General features: G+C 70.7%; 23 protein-coding genes and 1 pseudogene. 15 read left to right on the top strand and 9 right to left on the bottom strand.

Annotation, left to right across the window (positions count from 1 at the left end; translation table 11 throughout):
* The first annotated feature begins 163 nt into the window (after positions 1–163).
* Together E1266_RS06630 and E1266_RS06625 are read left to right on the top strand one after the other, a co-directional pair.
* Positions 164–1,378, top strand: a complete 1,215-nt coding sequence (locus E1266_RS06630) for an Ig-like domain-containing protein (protein ID WP_132044818.1) — start codon at positions 164–166, stop codon at positions 1,376–1,378.
* A gap of 24 nt (positions 1,379–1,402) precedes the next feature.
* Positions 1,403–2,503 (top strand): hypothetical protein, encoded by a 1,101-nt coding sequence (locus E1266_RS06625; RefSeq protein WP_207945459.1) that lies wholly within the window; start codon positions 1,403–1,405, stop codon positions 2,501–2,503.
* Position 2,504: 1 nt separating this feature from the next.
* Here E1266_RS06625 and E1266_RS06620 read toward each other — a convergent pair whose 3' ends face one another.
* Complete coding sequence (locus tag E1266_RS06620; protein ID WP_132044816.1) at positions 2,505–2,852, bottom strand: hypothetical protein; 348 nt, start codon at positions 2,850–2,852, stop codon at positions 2,505–2,507.
* Positions 2,846–3,250 (bottom strand): ATP-binding protein, encoded by a 405-nt coding sequence (locus E1266_RS06615; protein ID WP_165965957.1) that lies wholly within the window; start codon positions 3,248–3,250, stop codon positions 2,846–2,848. Before E1266_RS06615 ends, E1266_RS06620 begins: the two co-directional genes overlap by 7 nt.
* A 145-nt stretch (positions 3,251–3,395) precedes the next feature.
* On the opposite strand from E1266_RS06615, the gene E1266_RS06610 reads away from it, so the two are divergent.
* The 3 genes from E1266_RS06610 to E1266_RS06600 all read left to right on the top strand — a co-directional run bounded on the left by E1266_RS06610 (position 3,396) and on the right by E1266_RS06600 (position 5,735).
* The gene (locus E1266_RS06610; RefSeq protein ID WP_132044812.1) at positions 3,396–4,205 is read left to right on the top strand and encodes a helix-turn-helix transcriptional regulator; all 810 of its coding nucleotides are present in this window, start codon (positions 3,396–3,398) and stop codon (positions 4,203–4,205) included.
* Positions 4,202–4,387: a DUF397 domain-containing protein gene (locus tag E1266_RS06605; RefSeq protein ID WP_132044810.1), complete on the top strand. Its 186-nt coding sequence runs from the start codon at positions 4,202–4,204 to the stop codon at positions 4,385–4,387. Before E1266_RS06610 ends, E1266_RS06605 begins: the two co-directional genes overlap by 4 nt.
* Before the next feature lie 232 nt (positions 4,388–4,619).
* Positions 4,620–5,735 carry a methyltransferase domain-containing protein gene (locus tag E1266_RS06600; protein WP_132044808.1) on the top strand — a complete coding sequence of 372 codons (1,116 nt, stop codon included), beginning with the start codon at positions 4,620–4,622 and terminating at the stop codon, positions 5,733–5,735.
* Between the two features lie 69 nt (positions 5,736–5,804).
* Here E1266_RS06600 and E1266_RS06595 read toward each other — a convergent pair whose 3' ends face one another.
* On the bottom strand, positions 5,805–6,428 hold the full coding sequence (locus E1266_RS06595) for an NAD(P)H-binding protein (protein ID WP_132044806.1): 624 nt from the start codon (positions 6,426–6,428) through the stop codon (positions 5,805–5,807).
* 102 nt (positions 6,429–6,530) lie between these two features.
* On the opposite strand from E1266_RS06595, the gene E1266_RS06590 reads away from it, so the two are divergent.
* The 5 genes and pseudogenes from E1266_RS06590 to E1266_RS06575 all read left to right on the top strand — a co-directional run bounded on the left by E1266_RS06590 (position 6,531) and on the right by E1266_RS06575 (position 9,410).
* Positions 6,531–6,914 (top strand): helix-turn-helix domain-containing protein, encoded by a 384-nt coding sequence (locus E1266_RS06590; protein ID WP_132044804.1) that lies wholly within the window; start codon positions 6,531–6,533, stop codon positions 6,912–6,914.
* Between the two features lie 224 nt (positions 6,915–7,138).
* The gene (locus tag E1266_RS06585) at positions 7,139–8,686 is read left to right on the top strand and encodes an MFS transporter (protein WP_132044802.1); all 1,548 of its coding nucleotides are present in this window, start codon (positions 7,139–7,141) and stop codon (positions 8,684–8,686) included.
* Between the two features lie 82 nt (positions 8,687–8,768).
* Positions 8,769–8,831: pseudogene (locus tag E1266_RS39270) on the top strand (hypothetical protein); the annotation flags it as partial.
* 73 nt (positions 8,832–8,904) lie between these two features.
* A complete protein-coding gene (locus E1266_RS39265) occupies positions 8,905–9,045 on the top strand; it encodes a hypothetical protein (RefSeq protein WP_243718264.1) in 141 nt (46 codons plus the stop codon).
* Positions 9,042–9,410: a helix-turn-helix transcriptional regulator gene (locus tag E1266_RS06575; RefSeq protein WP_132044801.1), complete on the top strand. Its 369-nt coding sequence runs from the start codon at positions 9,042–9,044 to the stop codon at positions 9,408–9,410. Before E1266_RS39265 ends, E1266_RS06575 begins: the two co-directional genes overlap by 4 nt.
* 159 nt (positions 9,411–9,569) lie before the next feature.
* Here the strand turns inward: E1266_RS06575 and E1266_RS06570 are convergent, their stop codons facing one another.
* Positions 9,570–9,932: a MerR family transcriptional regulator gene (locus tag E1266_RS06570; protein ID WP_132044800.1), complete on the bottom strand. Its 363-nt coding sequence runs from the start codon at positions 9,930–9,932 to the stop codon at positions 9,570–9,572.
* 89 nt (positions 9,933–10,021) lie between these two features.
* Here E1266_RS06570 and E1266_RS06565 point away from each other — a divergent pair, with 89 nt between their 5' ends.
* Entirely contained in the window at positions 10,022–10,825 is an 804-nt protein-coding gene (locus E1266_RS06565) for an aminotransferase class IV family protein (protein WP_132044799.1), read from the top strand.
* A gap of 12 nt (positions 10,826–10,837) precedes the next feature.
* On the opposite strand, the gene E1266_RS06560 is transcribed toward E1266_RS06565, so the two are convergent.
* Complete coding sequence (locus tag E1266_RS06560; protein ID WP_132044797.1) at positions 10,838–11,281, bottom strand: ArsI/CadI family heavy metal resistance metalloenzyme; 444 nt, start codon at positions 11,279–11,281, stop codon at positions 10,838–10,840.
* Positions 11,282–11,510: 229 nt separating this feature from the next.
* Here E1266_RS06560 and E1266_RS06555 point away from each other — a divergent pair, with 229 nt between their 5' ends.
* Entirely contained in the window at positions 11,511–12,749 is a 1,239-nt protein-coding gene (locus E1266_RS06555) for a hypothetical protein (protein WP_132044795.1), read from the top strand.
* Position 12,750: 1 nt separating this feature from the next.
* Here E1266_RS06555 and E1266_RS06550 read toward each other — a convergent pair whose 3' ends face one another.
* A complete protein-coding gene (locus tag E1266_RS06550; protein ID WP_132044793.1) occupies positions 12,751–14,451 on the bottom strand; it encodes a GMC family oxidoreductase in 1,701 nt (566 codons plus the stop codon).
* Positions 14,452–14,702: 251 nt separating this feature from the next.
* Here E1266_RS06550 and E1266_RS06545 point away from each other — a divergent pair, with 251 nt between their 5' ends.
* Entirely contained in the window at positions 14,703–15,056 is a 354-nt protein-coding gene (locus E1266_RS06545; RefSeq protein ID WP_132044791.1) for a hypothetical protein, read from the top strand.
* Here E1266_RS06545 and E1266_RS06540 read toward each other — a convergent pair.
* The gene (locus tag E1266_RS06540) at positions 15,016–16,029 is read right to left on the bottom strand and encodes a hypothetical protein (RefSeq protein WP_132044789.1); all 1,014 of its coding nucleotides are present in this window, start codon (positions 16,027–16,029) and stop codon (positions 15,016–15,018) included. The genes E1266_RS06545 and E1266_RS06540 overlap by 41 nt on opposite strands.
* A 372-nt stretch (positions 16,030–16,401) precedes the next feature.
* Between E1266_RS06540 and E1266_RS06535 the strand changes: the two genes are divergently transcribed.
* Positions 16,402–16,800, top strand: coding sequence for an ATP-binding protein (locus E1266_RS06535; protein ID WP_132044848.1), 399 nt, complete (start codon positions 16,402–16,404; stop codon positions 16,798–16,800).
* A 10-nt stretch (positions 16,801–16,810) separates the two neighbouring features.
* Here the strand turns inward: E1266_RS06535 and E1266_RS06530 are convergent, their stop codons facing one another.
* The gene (locus tag E1266_RS06530) at positions 16,811–18,433 is read right to left on the bottom strand and encodes an AMP-binding protein (protein WP_132044787.1); all 1,623 of its coding nucleotides are present in this window, start codon (positions 18,431–18,433) and stop codon (positions 16,811–16,813) included.
* Positions 18,434–18,588: 155 nt separating this feature from the next.
* Complete coding sequence (locus E1266_RS06525; RefSeq protein ID WP_132044785.1) at positions 18,589–20,322, bottom strand: pyruvate dehydrogenase; 1,734 nt, start codon at positions 20,320–20,322, stop codon at positions 18,589–18,591.
* Positions 20,323–20,474: 152 nt separating this feature from the next.
* Between E1266_RS06525 and E1266_RS06520 the strand changes: the two genes are divergently transcribed.
* Entirely contained in the window at positions 20,475–20,999 is a 525-nt protein-coding gene (locus tag E1266_RS06520) for a MarR family winged helix-turn-helix transcriptional regulator (protein ID WP_132044783.1), read from the top strand.
* The last annotated feature ends 97 nt before the right edge of the window (positions 21,000–21,096 follow it).

Raw genomic sequence — 21,096 nt, 5'->3', positions numbered from 1 at the left:
CGGCGAACCTTCGCGGGACGATGGACGTACACGTGAATGGACGCCGCCGACCGGCCGTCCCGCCGGGACCGAGGCCGGTTCCGTGGACGATCCCGGTGCCGTCCCGTGCGACGCGGGTCCGGCGGGCTGATGAGGGAGAACGGTGCGAGGAAAAGCGTTTGTGATGACGCTGGTCCTGGGGCTCGTCGCGGCCTGCGGCGGCGGTGACGACGGCAAGGGCGGCGGCGGGAAGACCGCGGCGGGCGGCGACGAGGGCACGCCGCGGGTGGTGATCGTCCCGGCGCACGGCAGCGGCGGGGCCCGCCCCGACCAGGGCGTGACGGTCACCGCCGCGGGCGGCACGCTCGGCCAGGTCTCGGTGAAGCTGAAGGGCGCCGACGTCCCCGGCCGCCTCTCCCCCGACAAGACCACCTGGCGCTCCAGGTGGACGCTGCAGCCGGGCGGCCGCTACCAGGTGTCGGCGACGGCGACGTCGCCCGAGGGCAAGTCCACCACCGCGACCAGCGCGTTCCGGACCAGCCGCGCCACCGCGGCCACCCGCGTCAACAACGTCGTCCCGTCCGAGAACGAGACGGTCGGCACCGGCATGCCGGTCTTCGTCCAGTTCAACAAGGCCGTCCCCGAGCGCGCCAAGCCCGCCATCGAGCGCAGCGTCGAGATCTCCTCGACCACCCCCACCGAGGGCGCGTGGCGCTGGCTCAGCTCCGGCGAGTCGTTCAACGGCCTGCCGTCCCTGGTGTTCCGGCCGAAGCGTCCCTGGAAGCCCCGGCAGAAGGTCTCGGTCACCGTCCACTACGCCGGGCTGCGGATCGGCGACAAGGTCTTCGGGGACCGGGACGTGACCCGCACCTTCAAGATCGGCGACTCCCACACGGTCACCATCAACGGCAAGACCCACCGCCTCGTCGCCAAGCAGAACGGCCGCACCGTCCGCACCTGGGGCGTCAGCCTCGGCTCCGGCGGCGAGGTCAAGAACGGCGTCGACACCCTGCTCACCACCAGCGGCGTCCATCTCACCATGGACCGCAGCCGCATGGAGCGCATGGTCTCGCCCGGCAAGAAGAAGGGCGACCCCGGCTGGTACGACGAGAAGATCCCGTGGGCGACCCGCATCACCAACAGCGGCGTCTACATCCACCAGAACACGGCCGACCCCGCCTGCCTCGGCCGGCGCAACTGCAGCCACGGCTGCATCCGCTCCCCCACCGCCGACGCCAAGTGGTTCTTCCACTGGGCCTACCGCGGCGACATCGTCAACGTCACCGGCACCAAGCGCGACCTGGCCTGGACGAACGGCTGGGGTTACTGGCAGCTACCCTTCTCCAAGTGGGCGAAGGGCAGCGCCCTGGGCAAACCGGTAACCACCACCCGCGCCTGACCCGTCAGGCCGACGGAGCGACCTGTGCCATCCAAGATCGTCCTGCACATCGGCCTGCAGAAGTCGGGCACCACGTTCCTGCAGCACATGCTCCAGGACAACCACGAGACCCTGGCGGAAGCGGACGTCCTGTACCCGATCCCGCGGGACTGGCAGCGCGGCCGGCGCACCGTGGCCAACCACGAGTGGGCGAGCTACGGTCTTCTCGGCACCGAGTACCCGTGGGTGTCGGAGCTTCGGGCGGCCAAGGAGGAGCCCTCGTGGCGAGCGCTGCTGGAAGAGGTCAGGGCGTGTCCCGGGACGGTGCTGCTGTCGGCCGAGGCCCTGTCGGTGATCCGGTCCGACGCCGCCTCCCGGCTGCTCGCCACGCTCGGCGCCGACGACGTCGAAGTCGTGGTCACCGCCCGTAGCCTGGGCCGCTCCCTGCCCTCGCTGTGGCAGCAGCACATCCGCAACGGGCTGAGCACGAGCTTCGACACCTACCTCAAGGGCCTCGCCCGGCAGCGGGACGCCGGCATCGAGACCGACCCGGACGCGCACATCTGGCGGGCGTTCATCCTCAGCGGGCTGGTCCGGCGCTGGTCGGGGGCGGGGGCGTCCAAGGTGTCGGTGGTGACCAGCCCCGGCAGGCCCCCTCAGCTCCTCCTGGACCGGTTCGCCCAGGCGGCGGGCCTACCCGGCCTCACGCACACCTCCGTCGCGGACCGCCAGGCCCACACCGGCCTGACGGCGCCCGAGACGCTGGTGCTCGCGTCCCTGAACGCCGCTTTCACGGAGAAGTCCTGGCCGAAGGGAAAGGCCGACCGCGCACGGCAGGCCGTCACGCAGAGCTTCCAGGCCCGCGACCAGCGCGGCGGCAAGGTCACCGTCCCGCCCGCCTGGCGCTCCCGCGTCGCCGAGTGGAGCAAGGAGGACCTGGACGCCCTCCAGGAGACGGACGCCCACATAGTCGGCGACCTGAGCGACCTCCACTACGACCCCGCCGCAGAGGGAACGGACCCGCCGACCCCCGAGGAGACCGCCCGCGCCGGCGCCACAGCAGCGCTGACCCTGCTCAACGCAGAGCCCCAAGAGTCAGCCCTACACCGCAAAACCCGCCGCCTACGCCGCCGCCTGATGCCCTGACTCACCAGGTGGACGGGAACAGGCGGTGCTTCAGGAGCAGATCGACTTGCTCCGCCGCCGCCTTGGCGTCCCCGCAGGGGAAGAGGTAACCGGCCCGTCCCCGCTGCACGTCGTGGTAGGCCCACATCCCACCGGAGACGGCCCGCACGCACACCACGACCCCGACGTCCTCCGCGACCCCGCTGGCGTAGACCCAGAGCAGCGGCCGGGGGAACTCGCGCCCGTACAACCGCACGCACCGCCACCCGCGCGCCTTTACCGCGAGCGCCAGCACATCGAGATAGCGGACGGCGACGCGCCTTCCTTGGTAGGTGCGCCACCACAGCGCGTACCGCTCCACCCTCAGCACGCGACGGCCGCCCAGACCCATTTGCCGGACGGCTCGGTCCTGCGCACTCCGCACTCGGTCGAGAGCGCCTGGACGAGCGGAAGCCCCCAGCCGCCCGTCCCGTCGTCGTAGCCGTCGTCCAGCGCCCGCGCGTCGGGAACGACGTCGTCCAGCGTGAGTTCGGTGACCGGACGCACCACCGGCATCTCATCGGACGGGTCCCACACCGCCAGCACGACCGCCCCTGCCTCCCGCGTGAACCTGACCCGGATCTCCCGATCCCGCGCGATCCGCACCGCATTGGCCACGATTTCCCCGCCGATGAGCAGAACATCCCCGGCGAGCTTCTCCAACTCCCATTCGGCAAGCCGGAACTCCACCAGCGCCCGCACCATCCCCGGCACCGTCCCCGCTGCCAAACAAGAAATGTCCAACTCACCCGAGGTTGTGGCTTTCACAAGCATTTCACCTGCCCTTCCATCTCCGCGTTTCCGGGACAAGCGTTGCTTGAGCGAGTTAATTTCGGAAGGTTCGCGAAGCAGATGCAACAGCAAAGGAGAACCGATGAGCCGCGCCGACTCACTGCGTCCCGACTTCTCCCTGTGGCACCTGATAGCCGTTGAGCTGCGCAGACATCGCCAGCTACGCAAGATCTCCGGTGCCGCGCTCGGCCTCACACTCGACTGCGACCGCTCAACTGTTGCACGGTACGAATCGGGCGACGTTCAGCTTCCCATAGGGCGCGCTCGCGTCCTGGACCGCGAATGGGGGATGCCAGGCTTCTTCGAAAACCTCGTCAAACACGCCAAAAACGCCCAGGACCTCGACTGGTGGGAGACGTTCAAGGAATACGAGCGGCGAGCGAACCTCATCAAGACCTACGAGCCCTCCCTGGTTCCCGGCCTCCTCCAACGCGAGGACTACGCTCGCGCTGTATACACGACCAGCCGCAGGGCCGATGCCGAGGATGCGGTGGCAGAGCGCATGGCCCGCCAAGAGATCCTTACCCGCAGAGATCCGTGCACGCTTATGGCCATCCTGGACACAGCGGCCGTCCTCCGTGTCTTCGGAGACGAGGACGTCATGCGCGCACAGCTCAGCCACCTTCTCGAGATCTCCGAGCGTCCGAACATCTACATACGGGTGACCTCCGACCGCCTCATCGGCTACGGCGGCGTCGGTGGCGGCTTCACGGTGATGCATACACCCACAGGCGACCTCGGTTTCGCCAATTACGGGAGCACTGCCCACATGTCGCTCGACCCTGCCGATATCCAGGAACAGACGATACGGTACGACCAGATCGGCATGTCCTCACTGACCGTCGAGGCATCCCGCACCTTCATCGCCAAGACACTGGACTCGCTCGCATGATCATTGAATGGCGTAAATCTACGCGATCAGACGACTACGGAAACTGCATCGAACTCGCCGCGCTGCCCGACGCCATCGCCATCAGAGACAGCAAAGCCCCCGACACCGGCCACCTCACCCTCACCCCTCGCGCCTTCGCCAGACTCCTCGCTCACGCCAGGCAGGCTGGGAGCTCACACTGATCCCTCCCCTCTGCAAGCTCCTCTTTGTTCTGTGCAGAAGTACATATTGACGGATGGTGATGACATGCTCACCATCTGTAAATAGGCACTCGACCGTGCCGGAGCGATGGGAGGAAACAGGATGGGAAAGCACGGGGACCCGGCGGAGAAGAACGGGCACAAGCCCGATAAGCCGATTCCGCCGCCGGACAAGGACGACAAGGGCGACGGCAAGCGGGGGAAGTAGCGGGTGATGGAAGAGGGCGTTGCGCGGCGTTTGGAGGCGCTGGTCGAGCGGCTTGCGGCTGCTGGGTGGCTTACCCAGGGGCGGGTGCGGACGGCGCTGCGCGACGTCCCTCGGCATGCCTTTGTCCCTCCGGTGGCGTGGACCGGGGAAGGCGATCGGGTGGACAGGGCCACCGCGCCCGAAAGGTGGCTCGACCTCGTTTACCGGGACGACGCGATCATCACGCAGCTCGATGACGGGCGGACCGATGTCGCCACGGGAAATGGCCGTTTCACCTCGTCTTGTTCGGCGCCGAGCACCGTCGTGTCCCTGCTTGAGTTGCTGGACGTCGAGGCCGGGCACCGGGTACTGGACGTCGGCACCGGCACCGGGTGGACGGCGGGCCTGCTCTCCCGGATGGCCGGGGCCGACAACGTGACCAGCGTGGAGATCGACCCGCTGGTTTCGGCGCGGGCCGCAGAGAGCTTGAAGGGGGCCGGCCTGTCTCCGCGTCTCGTCGTCGGCGATGGCGGCGACGGCTGGGCGGACGGGGCTCCGTTCGATCGGGTGCACGCTACCTGCGGGGTGTCGCACGTCCCCTACGCGTGGGTGCGGCAGACCCGGCCCGGTGGCGTCATCGTCACCCCGTACGCGCCGGGATTCGCGTCCAGTCACGAATTGCGGCTGGTCGTCATGCCCGACGGCACGGCGGTGGGTCGATTCACCGGCCATGCCTCGTACATGATGATGCGTTCGCACCGTCAGCCGCCTTGGCCCACGTCGGGCGACGAGGGAGCCAAGTCGGCAACGCAGATCGATCCCCGGACAATCGGCTACGCACCGGCGGGCGCGGATCTCGCCATGGGCGGGTTCCTACCCGGCGTCAACGCCCGAGGCCACCACCAGGACGACACGTACGCCCTTCGCCTGTGGTCAACGCAGGCGTGGGCCACCGCGACCTACCGACCGGGTCAGCGTGACTACGAGGTACGCGGAGACCGGAACCTGTGGGACGAGGCGGTCCGCGCATATTTTTGGTGGGTCGCCCAAGGCAGCCCACCCCGCGACCGCTTCGGCCTAACCGTCGCCCCGGGCGCGGAAACCGTATGGCTCGACTCCCCGACCAACCCCATCCAGTCCTAGCCCAGCGACCACCAACGTCCCCCGGCTTCGGCCCGGTGAACGTGCGTGGACGCCGCACGCCGGCGGGGATTACGCCTCGCGGATGCTGACGGTGGCGCGGTGGTGGCTGGGTGTTTCGATCTCGTCTAGTAGCGCGATCGCGAAGTCGGCGTAGGTGATTCGGCTGGCGGGATCACCGTGGTCGGCGATGCGGTACCGGCCGGTGCTCGTGCCGGTGTGGTCGAAGTCGCCCGCAGGAGCCACGTATGTCCAATCGAGGTCACAGGTTCTGAGTTCGGCCAGGCCCGCCGCGTGGCCGAGGTAGAAGGGGCGGTACTCGTTGGGGTAGCCGGGCTCGTCCATCAAGGGGACACCGGACGCCCCGGGCAGGATCGCCGCGAGGCCGACCACCACCAGGCGCGGTACGCCCGCGTTCGCCAGGCCGGTGGCCAAGGCTCGGGACGAGGCGGTGAAGAAGTCGTGCGGTGGCACGGACAGATCCGCTGCGGCGCTGATGGCCGCGTCATGCCCGGCGCCCGTCCGCTCGACGCTCACCGCGTCGGTGACATCGCCCGCCACGACCCGCGCGCCGGTCAGCTCGCCGTGCCGTCCCGGGTCGCGCACGACGGCGGTGACCCGGTGGCCGCGCCGGTGCGCCTCGGCCACGGCCTGCCGCCCGGCCCGGCCGCCCGCGCCGAAGACCACGATGTTCATGACGAACCGCCTCTCACCAGGGCCGGAGCCCCTGTGCCCGGCCGGTTCGCCGACGTTAACCGCGGCCCCGGTTACCGCCGGGATACCGGCTATCGTGAGCCCATGAGGAGACCGCTCCCCGCCGACATGTTCGACGAGCTGTGTCCGTCCTCGCTCAATCCGATCCGGTTCGGCGACAAGTGGGCGGCGCTCGTCATCCGCTGCCTCGAGGACGGGCCGCGCCGCTTCTCCGAATTGCGTGTGCCGCTGAGCCGCGTCACTCCGAAGGTCCTCACCCAGTCGCTGCGCTCCCTCGAACGGGACGGTCTCGTCAAGCGCACCGTCTACGCCGAGGCCGCCCCGCATGTCGAGTACGAGCTGACCCCGCTGGGCCGCAGCATGCTCGAACCAATGGCGGTCGCCTGCGCCTGGGTTGAGCAGCACTGGGACGAACTGCTCGATGCCCGCGAGACGTACGACGACGCCCGCCTCCACCAAGCCGGATGACGGGACGGCGCCCACCCGGCAGCTGACGTTCTCGCCCCGCCGCGGTTTGTCGGAGGCGGGACATACGCTCGCCTAGGTCGTGCGACGGAGGCGGTACGGGACTTTCGGCCGAGTCGAGCGTCAAGGCGGAATCGAGTGCCCCTTTGACGACTTCCTCATTCGCAGGCGACCGGCGGCCGACGCGGCCGGACGCTTGAGCAACCCGGCGAGGAAGGAATCGAAATATGGCGACCGTCCCCAGACGGTGGATCGGGCTGGCCGTGCTCACGCTGCCCACGCTGCTCATCTCGATCGACATGACCGTGCTGCACCTGGCGATCCCGCAGCTCGGCGCCGACCTGGACCCCAGCGCGGACCAGCTGCTGTGGATCCTCGACATCTACGGCTTCATGATCGCGGGATTCCTGATCAGCATGGGGGTGCTGGGCGACCGGATCGGGCGGCGCAAGGTGCTGCTGGTCGGCGCGGGCGCCTTCGGCGTCGCGTCCCTGCTGGCCGCGTACTCCACCAGCGCCGAGATGCTCATCGTCTCGCGGGCGCTGCTCGGCGTGGCCGGGGCGACGCTGATGCCGTCGACCATGTCGCTGATCCGCAACATGTTCACCGACGACGCCGAACGCACCAAGGCCCTGGCCGTCTGGATGGCCGGCTTCATGGTGGGTTCCGCGATCGGCCCGCTGGTCGGCGGGCTGCTGCTGGAGTTCTTCTGGTGGGGCTCGGTCTTCCTGCTCGGCGTTCCGGTGATGGCGATCCTGCTGCTCACCGGGCCGTTCCTGCTGCCCGAGTACCGCGACCCGGAGGCCGGGCGGCTCGACCTGCCGAGCGCCGTCCTGTCGCTGGGCACCGTCCTCTCGCTCATCTACGGCATCAAGCGCGTCGCGACCCACGGCATGGACGAGACGGTGGCGGTGTCCATCGCGGCCGGCCTGGTGCTCGGGGTCGCGTTCGTCCGCCGGCAGCGTCGCCTGGCCGACCCGATGATCGACGTGCGGCTGTTCCGCTACCGCGACTTCAGCATCTCGCTCGCCTCGCTGATGGTGGGGCTCGTCGCGATGGGCGGCGTGATGCTCTTCGTCAACCAGTACCTGCAGCTCGTCCTGGGTCTGTCGCCCTTGGAGGCGGGTCTGTGGATGCTCCCGCAGGCGGCCTCGGTGCTGCTGAGCACGCAGCTCGCGCCGAGGGTCACCGGCAGGTTCCGCCCGGCGGTGGTGCTGACGGGTTCCATGAGCGTCGTGGCCGTCGGCGCGCTGATGATCAGCGTCGCCGGTCTGGCGTGGGTCGTCGTCGGGCTGGTCGTCATGGGCGTGGGCTTCGGCCCCTGGGTCCTCCTGGCGATCGACCGGATCATCACCACGGCACCTCCGGAGCGGGCCGGCGCGGCCTCGGCGATCTCGGAGACCGGCCAGGAGTTCGGGCTCGCCGCCGGGATGGCGCTCCTCGGCAGCCTGGGAACGGCGATCTACCGGGGCGGCCTGAGCGACTCCCTCCCGGCCGCCGTCCCGGCCGCCGCCGAGAGCGCGGCCCGGGAGAGCCTCGCCGGCGCCGTGGAGACCGCCGGACGCCTTCCCGGAGCGGCCGGCGCCGAGTTGCTGGACGCCGCACGCGACGCCTTCACCACCGGACTGCAGGTGACGACACTGATCAGCGCCGCCATCGTCGCCGCCGGAGCCGTCGTGATCGGCCTCCTGACCCGCAACGAACAGCCCCCCGCCCCCGAAGTGACCCTCAGCCCAGTGGACGTCTCCCCGGAGACCTCCGACGTCCTGACCTGAGCAGGGAATCGAACCGGAGGTCCGGCAGTGGCTGGAACTCCTCACCGACCGGCACTGCGACAAGGCCGAACGGGCGGCCGACATGCTCGCGTCCCAGCCGACCACACTGGGCGAACCGTACTCACGCCACCTCGGCGGCAATGTGCGCGAGCTACGCTTCAGCCTGGACGGCAACCCCGTCCGAATCACCTACTGGCTCGCCCCCGCAGCAACGGATCGTGCCGCTCACCGTGTTCCGCAAGACCCGGCAGCGCGAGGAGGCGGAGATCGAACGGGCACGGCAAGCGCAGAAGGTTTGCGAGGTTGAGCATGAGCCGGCTGCGCACACCTACGACCGGAGCAAGGAGGGCACGCCGTGAATCACTCCCAATGGAAGACGCGCCGAAGCAAGAAGCTCCTGAACGAAACGGTCGAAGAGTCCCCCGCCTACGTCGAGGCCGGACACGCCCTTGCGCTCGGCCAGGCCGTCTATGACCGGCGCTCCGCCCTCGCCATCTCGCAGACCGAACTGGCCCGTCGTGCGGGCATGACGCAGCCGCAGATCTCCAATATCGAGAACGGCGACTCGGTGCCCACCCTGCCTTTGCTCACCCGACTCGCCGACGCACTGGACTCCTCCCTGACCATCCGGCTGGACGACGGCGACTCCACCTTCGTCTTCACGCCGCACCACGCGCCCAGCCCCGACGCGTCGTCCAGCGGCGGGCGGACCTCAGCCGCATGAGCTGATTAGCACCGCCATCGTTCGGCGCCGGGGCAGTCGTGATCGGCCTCCTGACCCGCAACGAACAGGCCCCCGTCGCCGAGGTGACCCTCAGCGCGGTGGACGTCTCCCCGGAGACCTCCGATGTCCTCACCTGAGGGAGGCGCGGGAAGCGCGAGATCAGCTGTGTTCCGGGGGCTGGTCCGGCGTTAGGAATGCGGCGAGGGTGCCGCGGTTGTGTTGGAGGTCCGCTATGCGGGTGTCCAGGGCCGCCAGTTCCCGGGACAGGAGGTCGCGGATGTCGGCGCACCAGTCGAACTCCGGGCGGTCGTCCCGAGTGCACGGGAGGACCGCCCGGATCACCTCGCTGGTCAGGCCCGCGTCCAGGAGGACGCGGATTTTGCGGACGGTGAGGACGGCGGCTTCGTCGTAGTGGCGGTAGCCGTTCGGGCCGCGTCCGGGCTCCAGCAGGCCCTGCTCCTCGTAGTACCGCAGCAGTCGCGGGCTCACCCCGGTACGCCGGGACAACTCGCCGATCAGCATGTCACCGTCCCCGCGGGTTGACCTTCTCACCGGTGTGAAGGCCTAACGTCGTCCCGCCGGCTGATCATTCCGCATTGCTGGAGGCACGCATGTCCGCTTTCGTCGCTCATCGCAATGGCCGCGCGGCGACCGCCGAAGAACTGGCGTCACTCGCCTTCGCGGGCTATGCCCACTTCACCGCCATGCAGGTACGCGGGGGCAAGGTTCGGGGCCTCGACCTTCACCTGGAGCGGCTCCGCCTCGCTTCCATGGAGCTGTTCGGCCGGGCATTGCCCGACGATCGGGTGCGGTCCCGGTTGCGGGCGGCGCTGGAGGGCGGTCCCGCGGACGTCTCACTGACCGCCACCGTGTACTCGTCGCCCGGGGAGTTCACCGGAGACGTAGGGGACGCGGAGATCGAGGTCCTGGTCCGGACGGGACCGCCCTCGTCGGGCCCATCGGGACCGCTGGCGCTGGCGACGGTCGAGTACGAGCGGGTCCTGCCGTCCGTCAAGCATGTCGGCGAGGTGGCCAAGACCTACTTCATGCGCCGGGCCGTCCGGGACGGCTTCGACGACGCCGCCTTCGTCGACCGCCGGGGGCGGCTCAGCGAGGGAACGATCTGGAATCTGGCCTTCTGGGACGGCGACGCCGTGGTGTGGCCCGACGCGGAGATGCTGACCGGGACCACGATGGGCATCGTCCGCCGGCAACTGGACCGTCTCGGCTTCCCCCAGCGCGTAGCGGAGATCACGCCCGCCGACCTGCCGACGCTGGCCGGTGCCGTGGTCATGAACTCTTGGACGCCGGGGGTAGCGGTCCAGCGGATCGGTGCCGTGCCCGTTCCCGCAGCGCCGCGTTTCCTTGAACTGCTTCACCGGGCTTACCAGGCCGAGCCGCTCACCGCGTGCTGAGGGAGCGGTGGGTCAGCAGCAGGCGGGGGCCGGTTCCTCGTCGGTGGCCGGGGTGCAGCAGTGGGAGGTTTCGGGCTTGGTGAGGGTGTCGGCGTCGGACTTGACCACGTACACCTCCCACGGCTCGTTGCCGGGGGCGGTGACCCAGACCTTGTCCTGGACGGCGTAGCAGCAGGTGGTGTCCTTCTCCTCCAAGGTGACCAGGCCGGACTCCTTGAGTCGCTCGGTGGCGTCGGTGACCTGGGCGGTGTCCTCGACCTCCACGCCCAGGTGGTCGAGGCGGGTGGTCTCCTCGTCCTCGCCCTCGATCAGGACCAGCTTGAGCGGGGGCTCGGTGATGGCGAAGTTGGCGTAGCCGGCACGGACCTTGGACGGGTCCGTGGCGAACAGCTTGGAGTAGAAGGCGATCGACGCCTCCAGGTCGGGGACGCGCAGCGCCAGCTGAACACGGGACATGATCGCTCCTTGATTCGATGTACGTCTAAACAGCTTCGAGTCTGCGTCCCTGCTTAGGCGGATGTCAAATTAGAGGTCCGTCGAATTAAGCGTGGCCGACGGTGCCCGCCGGGGGTTGCTGCCCGCCGCGCTGGACCGTGACCCACGGCGTAGCGGACCGCTCAGGCCCGCCAGACCCCAATGACGGGACGAGCGGTGCAAATCCGGGCGTTTTCACTAGGATGCTCGCGTGCGCGAAGATCAGGAGATCACGGACGACGGTACGCTGACCGCGCCGCTCCGGCTGCCGGGCGACAGAACCGGCGACGACGAGCCGGTGGCGGCCCGGAAGGGCGTGGCCATCGCCCGGGTCGATCCCGCGCCCGTGGTGGCCTTCGAGCAGGACGTCGAGCGGCTCGCCGAACTGGTGGAGCGGCTCACCGCGACCGCCGCCGCGCTGGGCGACCGGCTCGACGGCGAGGCGCGGGCCGTCCTCGGCAAGGCCGAGAGCGCCCTGGCCGAGGCGCGTGCCGCGCGGCAGGCGGCGGCGGACGCCGACGCCCGGACCGCGCGGGCCGAGGCCGAGGCGGAGGCGGCCCGCAAGGAGGTCGCCGAAGCGCAGGAGGAGCTGCGCAAGGGACTCGCCGCGGCGAAGGCCAGCGTCGCGGCCGCGCAGGAGAGCGAGGCCAACGCCTGGAAGGAGGCGGGCGCCCACCAGCAGGCACGGGCGACGTCCGCCAACGAGGCCGCCAGCGCGGAGGGGCTGCGCAAGCGCGCCGAGGCGGCGTGGAGCACCGAGCACCAGGCGCGGACCGAGGCCGAGAAGGAGCGCGACGACCTCGCGACCCGGCTGTCCGCCGAGCAGGCCGCCCTGGCCACCGCGCGCAGCGAGCTGGCCGACGCGCGCACCGAGCTCGCGGACGCGCGGGCCAAGCTGGAGGCCGCCGCCGACACCGAGCGGCGGCTGCGCGCCGAGCTGGCCGCCGCCCAGGGCGAGATCGCGGGGCTGACGGTGGAACGCGACTCCGTCGCCGCGCGCGCCGCCGAGCTGGCCACCCGCGCCGACCGCGCCGAGCAGGTCGCCGACACCGCCGAGGCCCGCATCGAGACCGAGCGGAAGCGCGCCGACCGGGCCGAGGAGCGCGCCGACGACGCCGAGGTCCGCATCAACCGGGACGCCGCGACCGTCCGCGCGCTGCAGGACACCATCCGCTCGGCGCTGGACCTGCCGGCCGTCGAGGAGCTCGCGGACGGGCACGGGATCAAGGTCGGCGCCGGCACGGTCGCCGCCAGGTCCGGCGGGATGATCAGCGTCGACCAGGTGCCGGAGCTGCTGGACGGCGAGCTGGCCGCCCGGTTCGCCCGCGCGCTGCTCGCCGTCCGCGTCCACCAGGCCACCCGCCGCGTCGCCGAGGAGCGGGCCGAGGCCGCCGGCGAACCGGTCACCGAGACCGAGACCGCGCCCGAGGACTCCGACTCCGGCGATTGAGCTACCTGAGGGCGGCCGGGGCGTGCTCCGGGACGGCGGGGTCGTCCGGCATGACCCGCTCGACGCGCTCGTAGGGGGCGCCCGGCTCGGGACGCGGGTCCTTCTGCCCGCGGTTGGGCCAGAACGCCATCGCCCGCTCGGCCTGGGCGGTGATGGTGAGGGACGGGTTGACCCCCAGGTTCGCGGTGACCGCGGAGCCGTCGACGATGTGCAGGCCCGGATGCCCGTGGACGCGGTGGTACGGGTCGATGACGCCCGCCTCCGGCGTCTCCCCGATGACGCAGCCGCCGATGAAGTGCGCGGTCGTCGGGATGTTGAACAGGTCGAACCACGTTCCGCCCGGCGTGGCGTCGAGCTCCTCGGCGAGCATCCGGACGGCGTCGTGCGCGACGGGGATCCAGGTGGGGTTGGGCTCGCCCACTCCCTGGTTCGCGACGAGCTTGCGGCGGCCGAGGCGGCCGCGCTTCTCGCCGACGGTGATGGAGTTGTCGGCGGTCTGCATGACCAGGGCGATGACCGTGCGCTTCGCCCAGTCCCGGAGGGACAGCCCCCGCAGGATGACGGTCGGGTGCCGGGCCGCCTGGCCGAGGAACTTCAGCCAGCGGGGCGGGCCGCCGCCGTCGACGAGCAGGGTGCGGATGACGCCCATCGCGTTGTTGCCCGCGCCGTAGCGGGTGGGCTCGATGTGGGTCTTCTCGTCCGGGTGGAAGGACGAGGTGATCGCGAGGCCCGTGCTGTGGTCGACGTCCTTCTTGCGGTGCCACACGGTCATGCGCTCGACGCCGAGGAGCGCCTCGGAGTTCGTGCGGGTGAGCTCGCCGAGGCGGGGCGACAGGTTCGGGAGGCGTCCGGTGGCCCGCATCCGGTGCAGGAGCCGCTGCGTCCCGTAGGTTCCCGCGGCGAGGACGACGTGTTCGGCGGTCAGCGTCCTGCGGCGCTTGCGCAGCGGGCCGGTGCGCTCGGTCGCCACCTCGTAGCCGCCGGACGGGAGGGCCGTGAGCGCGGTGACCGTCGTGTCCGGGACGACCTCGACGCCCGCCCGCTCCGCCAGGTACAGGTAGTTCTTGGTGAGCATGTTCTTCGCGCCGACCTTGCAGCCGATCATGCAGGAGCCGCAGGCGGTGCAGGTCCGGCGGCGGGGGCCGGCGCCGCCGAAGTACGGGTCGTCCGCGTCCTCGCCCGGCTTCTCGCCGAACAGCACGCCGACGGGCGTCGCGTGGAAGGTGTCGCCGACGCCCATGCGGTCCGCGACGCGCTTCATGGCCTCGTCGGCGGGGGTGACGAGCGGGTTGACGGTGACGCCGAGCATCCGGCGGGCCTGGTCGTAGAACGGCTTGAGCTCGTCCTGCCAGTCGGTGATGTGACCCCACTGCCGGTCGGTGAAGAACGGCCGCGGCGGCTCGTAGAGGGTGTTGGCGTATACGAGGGAGCCGCCGCCGACGCCCGCGCCCGCCAGCACGAGCACACCGGCCTTTCCGCCGACGAGGTGGACGCGCTGGATCCCGCGCATCCCGAGGCGCGGCGCCCACACGTACTTGCGCAGCCGCCAGGACGTCTTCGGGAGGGTCTTCTCGTCGAAGCGGCGGCCCGCCTCGATGACGGCGACGCGGTAGCCCTTCTCCGCCAGCCGCAGCGCCGACACGCTGCCGCCGAACCCCGAGCCCACCACGATCACGTCGAAGTCGCAGGCGTCTCCGGTCACTTGCACACCAACCTCGGTCGCGGGATCAGGAAGGCACCCGAGTGTGGACCCGCGCACCGCCCGCGCGCCATGCCCGGGGGTGCGGCAATCCGGCTCCGCGACTATAAGCGAAGTGACAACTCGTTGATCAATGCGGATGCGATTCCCCCCGATGCACCCCAATAAATCCAGATCGCTGAAAGTTGCGCACCAAAAGCGCGGCACGCGCCCGTTGGATATCGTCTAGGCCCCCGCTCCACTGGAGGCACTCCGTGAACAGACGTCATCTCGCGGTTCTGCTGCTCGTGCCGGCGCTGGCGCTCAGCGCGTGCGGCGGTGACGGCGGTCCCGAGCCGACGCCGTCCGCCCAGCCCACCGCGGAGAGCCCCGCGGCGACCCCGTCCGGTGACGCCGGCGGGGGCGACTCGTCCACGGGCGGCGGCGCGACGCCGGGGCTGCCCTCGGCCGTCCCGTCCAAGGTCGTGAACGCGTTCGTCGCGTGCATGCGCAAGCAGGGCGTCAAGGTCCCCCAAGACGTGACCACCTGGCAGCCCGACCCGCAGGACGGCCGCACGCAGAAGGCCCTCATGGCCTGCATCGGACGCTCCGGGGCGCCGGGGTCCTGAGCCGGGCCGGGGCCGTCGCGGGCGGCACCCAGGAAATGACCGGGCGCCGCCCGGCGTCCCGGGCGGCGCGGGCGCGGCGCTCGTGGCGGGGGAACGCCAGCAGCGCGAGGACGGCGAGGCCGACCCCGGCGACCCGCAGCAGGAACAGCCCGGACTCGTGCGGCCACGGCTCCCCGTAGAGCAGCGTGGCCGACAGCAGCAGGTGCGTCTTGGCGGTCACCGTGACGACGGTGACGATGATCGTGAGGCGGCAGCGCTGCAGCCCGATCGACAGCATCCCGAGGCCGAGGACGCCCGCGAGCAGGAACAGCGCGGGGTACGCGGTCGCGGGCACGGCCCAGGGGTCCGGCCCGGCGAGCATCATCGCCATGCCCATGCCGAAGACCTCGGTCGCGCCGAGCAGGACGCCCGCGCCGAGCCCGTAGGCGATGCCGGTCAGCGGGCGCGCGTGCCGGCCGCCGACCTGCCGGTCCCGGACGCCGAGCAGCCACAGCGGCAGCGCGAGCGACGGGACGAAGACGAGCGCGGCCTTCCACGGCGACAGCGCGGCCGCGGCCGCGGCGCCGCCCGTCCGGTGCAGCGCCTCCGCGAGGGACTCGCCGTGGCCCGGCATGACCGACAGCGCCGCGGTGACCATCGCCGCCACGGTGATCAGGGCGGCGAGCCACTCCCGCGACGTCGGCCGCTCGCCGAACCCGCTCATCCCCACCACCAGCAGCAGGACCAGGCTGAGCCCGAACGCGGGGAGCGTCGCGACGACCGGGAGCGTGACGAGCGCGGTCGCCGACAGCGCGAAGCCCGCCAGCAGCACGAGGACGCCGGTCAGCCAGCGCGGGCTGCGCACCAGCCGCCCGGCGGCGTGCAGCGGATGGCGGCCCCCGATCGGACTCATCCGGCCGGTGGCCGTCTTGAACAGGACGTAGGCGACGATGTAGACGGCCTGCGCGGCGCAGGCGAGGACGACCGCTTGCATGGCACACCTCCTGGCCCGGATGGTGACACGGGAGAAGCGGCGGAGGATCCAGCGCGAAACGCAGAGTAATTGCCCGATTTGTGTGTATAGGTGAGCAATATTCTGATCACGAGAGGGAAGGCCCCCAACACGGTCGGAACGGGCACGGCCCGGGTATGTGCTGGAGTGAGCAAGAACGTGGTCGATGTTTCATATTTTCGCAATGCGCCGATGCGGCGGCAACTCGTACCGTAGGCTCCGCGACTAGCGCAGTAACCCTCCCGGAAAGGCCGAGATCAATACGTCCAGGGCGTTGCCCGATCACTCACCGGAGGTGAATGATCGCGGTGCGCTTCCGAGTTCCGACTGTGTGGTGATGGATTGACCGTGGGGATGGAACGACTCGGTGAACCGTTCGCGTTCACCGGCGACGGCGACGGCGGCCGCAGGGCCCGGCGCGCCGTCCGCGAGCGCGCCGCGAAGGTCATCGCGGACGAGACGCTCCTGGACGACGTCGAGCTGATGGCCGCCGAGGGCGTCGCCAACGCCATCCTGCACGGCACGGGGATCGTCACCGTGACGATCGCCACCGACGGCCGGCGGATCCGCGTCGACATCACCGACGACGGCCCCGCCCAGGCCGACACCGCCGGCGCCGACCCGCGCCTCGACCACGGACGCGGCCTCACCGTCATCGACGCGCTGGCCGACGAGTGGAGCTTCGAGCAGTCCCCCCACCGCACCCGCTTGTGGTTCCTCGTCGACTCGTTGGCCGCAGGCCGGGCCCGCTAGGCCCTGACCGTCAGGACGGGTCGTTGTCCTGGTGGGTCTGGAGGTCGCGGCGGACGATCTTGCCTGTCGCGTTGCGGGGGAGGGCGTCCAGGAAGTGCACGTCGCGGGGGACGGCGTAGCGTGCCAGGTGGTCGCGGACGTGGTGGCGGACGGCGTCGGCGTCCAGGGTCTCCCCCTCGTGCAGCGCGAGGAAGGCGGCGGCGCGCTGGCCGAACTTCTCGTCCGGCACCCCGATCACCGCGACCTCCCGCACCTGCGGCAGCCCGCCCAGGACCTCCTCGATCGAGCTCGGGAAGACGTTCTCCCCGCCCGAGACGATCATGTCGTCGTCGCGCCCCTGCACGAACAGCCGGCCGGCCTCGTCCATTCGCCCGACGTCGCCGAGGCTCATCAGGCCGTCGCGCATCTCCTTGGTGTCGCCGCTGGTGTAGCCCGCGAACGGCAGGTCGTTCGCGACGAATATCCGTCCCGTGGTGCCGGGCGGGACGGGCTCGCCGGACTCGTCCAGGATCGCGACCTTGGTGCCCGGCGGCGCCGTGCCCGCGGTGTCGGGGCGGGCGCGCAGGTCGGCGGGCGTGGCGATGGTGACCCACGACGCCTCCGTGGACCCGTACAGGTTGTAGAGGACGTCGCCGAACTCGTCCATGAACGCCGTCGCGAGCGTCGCCGGCAGCGTCGAGCCGCTGAGCGCCGTGATCCGCAGCGAGGACGTGTCGTGCCCGGTCCGCGCCGAGTCCGGGAGGTCCAGGATGCGCTGCAGCATGACGGGCACGGCGATGAGCGCGGTCGCCCCGGTGGCCTCGACCGTCTTGAGGGTCTGCTCGGGGTCGAAGCGGGACCGCAGCACGATCGTGGCGCGCAGCGGGAGCGCCGCCTGGAACATCGCGTATCCCCAGGTGTGGAACAGCGGCGCCTCGATGAGCATCCGCTCGTGCACCCGGAACGGGATGCGCGACAGGATCGCCACCATCGGCGACAGGCCGGGCCGCGAGTGCCGGTTGGCGCCCTTGGGCCGGCCGGTCGTGCCGGAGCTGAGCACGATGGTGCGGCCCGGCTTGACCGGTGGTGCGACCTTCTCCGCGGGCGCCGTGTCGATGAGCTCTTCCAGCTCCGAGTCCGTCCCGCCGGCCTGGACGGTGTGGACCGTCTCCGGGAGCGCCGCGAGGAAGTCGCCGAACTCGCCGTCGGCGATGACGACCTCGACCTCCTGCTCCCCCACGACCGACACGAGCTGGTCGTTGCTCATCCCGGTGTTCAGCAGGACGAGGTCGGAGCCGCGCTTGCTGCACGCGACGAGCGTCTCGACCATGCCGCGGTGGTTGCGGCACAGCACCGCGACGCGGGGCGCGGCGCCGAACCGGCCGAGGGCGGCGGCGAGCCGGTCGGTGCGGGCGTCGAGCTCGGCGTAGGTCAGCTCCCCCGCGTCGTCGATGACGGCGACGCGGTCGGGGTCGCGGGCCGCGGACGACACGAGCGTCCCGCCCAGGAGCGTCCCCCAGCGGCGCAGCGCGTCGAGCTGCCGGACGACCTTCAGCGGCGGCCCGGGGCGCCCCATCCCGCTGCGGACGAACATCGCCCCCGCCCGCGCGACCAGCGCCGCGCGGCGCCCGAACTCCGACGATCGTCCGCTCATCTGCCGCCTCCGGCCATAAGTGCGAGGTTACGTTCTACGACCGTACGGATAACCGTTTTCGTCCTCTTCTGCATGGAGACAGTTATTCGGTCGCGCATCTATCACGTTTCTGACAACCGGAGGTCGTCGAGCAGGGCACCGCCCACCGGGCGCTGCTACGGACGGGGGATGTTGCGGAGGTTGCTGCGGGCCAGGTCGAGCATCTTGCCGACGCCGCCGGTGAGGACGGTCTTGCCCGCGGAGAGCGCGAAGCCCTTCACCTGCTCCGAGGTGATGCGCGGCGGGATGGAGAGGGCGTTCGGGTCGGTGGCGACGTCCAGCAGGTAGGGGCCGGGGGCGGCGAGGGCGCGCTTCAACCCGTCCGCGACCTCGGCCGGGCGCTCCACGCGGGACGACTCGATCCCCATCGCCCGCGCGACCGCGGCGTAGTCGACGGCCTCGTGGTCGGTCTCGTAGGCGGGGAAGCCGTCCACCATCATCTCCAGGCGCACCATCCCGAGCGACGCGTTGTCGAACACGATGATCTTCACGGGGACGCGGTGCAGCCGGACCGTGAGGAGTTCGCCGAGCAGCATCCCGAGGCCGCCGTCGCCGGAGACGGAGATGACCTGCCGTCCGGGCGCGCCGTACTGGGCGCCGATCGCGTGCGGGAGGGCGTTCGCCATGGAGCCGTGGACGAACGAGCCCATCACGCGGCGCCGCCCGTTGGGGGTGATGTAGCGGGCGACCCACACGTTGCACATGCCGGTGTCCACGGTGAATATCGCGTCGTCGTCGGCGACGTCGTCCAGGACGCTCGCGACGTACTCGGGGTGGATCGGGATGTGCTTCTCGATGTCCCGCGTGTAGGCGGAGACGACGTTCTCCAGAGCGCGCGTGTGGCGATGCAGCATCTCGTCCAGATACGACCGGTCGTGCTTCTGCTCGACCTTGTCCAGGACGAGCCGGAGCGTCTCCTTCACGTCGCCGTGGACGGCCAGGTCCAGCGGCGTGCGCCGACCCAGTCTCGATGGGTCGCTGTCCACCTGGACGGTGTTCTTGCCAGGCAGGAACTGGTCGTACGGGAAGTCGGTGCCCAGGAGGACGACGAGATCGGCCTCCTGTGTCGCCTCGTAGCAGGCGCCGTAGCCGAGCAGGCCGCTCATCCCGACGTCGAAGGGATTGTCGTACTGGATCCACTCCTTGCCGCGCAGCGCGTGCCCCACCGGTGAGAGCACCTTGTGCGCGAGCTGCATCACCTCGGCGTGGGCGCCCTTGACGCCGCCGCCGCAGAACAGCATCACCTTCCGCGCCCGGTTGAGCGCCCCGGCGAGCTTCTCGACCTGGTCCGAAGGCGGCTGGACGATCCCCTTGTGGACGAGGAAGTCGTGCTCGCCGGCGGGACCCGCGACGTCCTTGCCCGCCGTGTCGCCGGGCAGCGTCAGCACGGCGACGCCGCCCAGCCCGATCGCGTGCTGGATCGCTGTCCGCAGGATGCGCGGCATCTGCTCCGGGGTGACGATCGGCTCGCAGTAGTGGCTGCACTCGGCGAAGAGCCGCTCGGGATGGGTCTCCTGGAAGTAGCCGCTGCCGATCTGCGCGCTGGGGATCTGCGACGCGAGCGCCAGCACCGGCGCGCCCGACCGGTGCGCGTCGTACAGGCCCTGGACGAGGTGCGTGTTGCCCGGGCCGCAGCTCCCCGCGCACACGGCGAGACGTCCCGTGGTCTGCGCCTCCGCCGCCGCGGCGAACGCGCCCGCCTCCTCGTTGCGGACGTGCACCCAGTCGATGCCGTCGGTGCGGCGGACCGCGTCCACGATGGGGTTGAGGCTGTCGCCCACCACCCCGTAGATGCGCCGGACGCCGGCCTGCCGCAACACCTCGATGAACTGGTCGGCGACCGTCGCCATCGTCCCTCCCGCTCCCGATTACGCTGCCTTGTCCCGAGAGATGCCCGATGATCTCCTCCTGACACGCACGTCTCCAGCGGGTTAAATAGTTAATCCATGAACCACTTTCACCGGACGCGACACGGCTGCGGGCCGCCGAGCGGAGCGAGGCCATGAGCACTGATGAGCCGGATTTCTGGTCCTTCGTCGATCTCGCGGGACGCCGGCTGTCCGAGGAGTTCGGGTTCCCGCACCCGCTCGCGACGCGACTGCTGCTGACCCTCAATAGGGCGTCCGCGATCGTCACCTACGACCTGGAGTCCACGGTGCACCGGCCGCGCGGGCACTCGTGGGCGGGCTTCCGGCTGCTGTTCGTGACCTGGCTCGCCGGGCCGCTGGAGCCGGGCCGGGCGGCCACGCTGGCCGGGATGAGCAGGGCCGCGGTGTCCAACCTGGCCAAGACCCTGGTCGCGGACGGGATGCTGGAACGCACCCCCGGCGAGCGGGACGGCAGGTCGGTGATCCTGTCGCTGACCGAGCACGGCCACCGCGCCATGCTGGACGTCTTCGCCGGGCAGAACGAGCGCGAGCGGCAGTGGGCGGGCGTGCTGACCGAGACCGAGCAGCGGATGCTGATCATGCTGCTGGACAAGCTCATCGACGGCCGCACCCGGTTCGACGTGCGCGAGCGGAGCTAGCCGCCGCGTCCGATGGCGGAACGCGCGCGGCCGAACACGGTTAGGCCCTTCCCTGGGCGGCAGATGAGTCGTAGGGTCGCGACAAAGTAGTTTATGC

Source organism: Actinomadura sp. 7K534, assembly GCF_004348575.1.
Lineage (GTDB): Bacteria > Actinomycetota > Actinomycetes > Streptosporangiales > Streptosporangiaceae > Spirillospora > Spirillospora livida.
The sequence above is the reverse complement of the archived record's forward strand: the minus strand, read 5'-3'. Positions and strand labels throughout refer to the sequence as shown.

Bases quoted from the DNA above. Each gene is read 5' to 3' on its own strand.
- E1266_RS06630 (WP_132044818.1), top strand. From the start codon at position 164: ATGACGCTGGTCCTGGGGCTCGTCGCGGCCTGCGGCGGCGGTGACGAC.
- E1266_RS06610 (WP_132044812.1), top strand. From the start codon at position 3,396: ATGAGCCGCGCCGACTCACTGCGTCCCGACTTCTCCCTGTGGCACCTG.
- E1266_RS06605 (WP_132044810.1), top strand. From the start codon at position 4,202: ATGATCATTGAATGGCGTAAATCTACGCGATCAGACGACTACGGAAAC.
- E1266_RS06600 (WP_132044808.1), top strand. From the start codon at position 4,620: ATGGAAGAGGGCGTTGCGCGGCGTTTGGAGGCGCTGGTCGAGCGGCTT.
- E1266_RS06595 (WP_132044806.1), bottom strand. From the start codon at position 6,428: ATGAACATCGTGGTCTTCGGCGCGGGCGGCCGGGCCGGGCGGCAGGCC.
- E1266_RS06590 (WP_132044804.1), top strand. From the start codon at position 6,531: ATGAGGAGACCGCTCCCCGCCGACATGTTCGACGAGCTGTGTCCGTCC.
- E1266_RS06585 (WP_132044802.1), top strand. From the start codon at position 7,139: ATGGCGACCGTCCCCAGACGGTGGATCGGGCTGGCCGTGCTCACGCTG.
- E1266_RS06570 (WP_132044800.1), bottom strand. From the start codon at position 9,932: ATGCTGATCGGCGAGTTGTCCCGGCGTACCGGGGTGAGCCCGCGACTG.
- E1266_RS06565 (WP_132044799.1), top strand. From the start codon at position 10,022: ATGTCCGCTTTCGTCGCTCATCGCAATGGCCGCGCGGCGACCGCCGAA.
- E1266_RS06560 (WP_132044797.1), bottom strand. From the start codon at position 11,281: ATGTCCCGTGTTCAGCTGGCGCTGCGCGTCCCCGACCTGGAGGCGTCG.
- E1266_RS06540 (WP_132044789.1), bottom strand. From the start codon at position 16,029: ATGCAAGCGGTCGTCCTCGCCTGCGCCGCGCAGGCCGTCTACATCGTC.
- E1266_RS06535 (WP_132044848.1), top strand. From the start codon at position 16,402: ATGGAACGACTCGGTGAACCGTTCGCGTTCACCGGCGACGGCGACGGC.
- E1266_RS06530 (WP_132044787.1), bottom strand. From the start codon at position 18,433: ATGAGCGGACGATCGTCGGAGTTCGGGCGCCGCGCGGCGCTGGTCGCG.
- E1266_RS06525 (WP_132044785.1), bottom strand. From the start codon at position 20,322: ATGGCGACGGTCGCCGACCAGTTCATCGAGGTGTTGCGGCAGGCCGGC.
- E1266_RS06520 (WP_132044783.1), top strand. From the start codon at position 20,475: ATGAGCACTGATGAGCCGGATTTCTGGTCCTTCGTCGATCTCGCGGGA.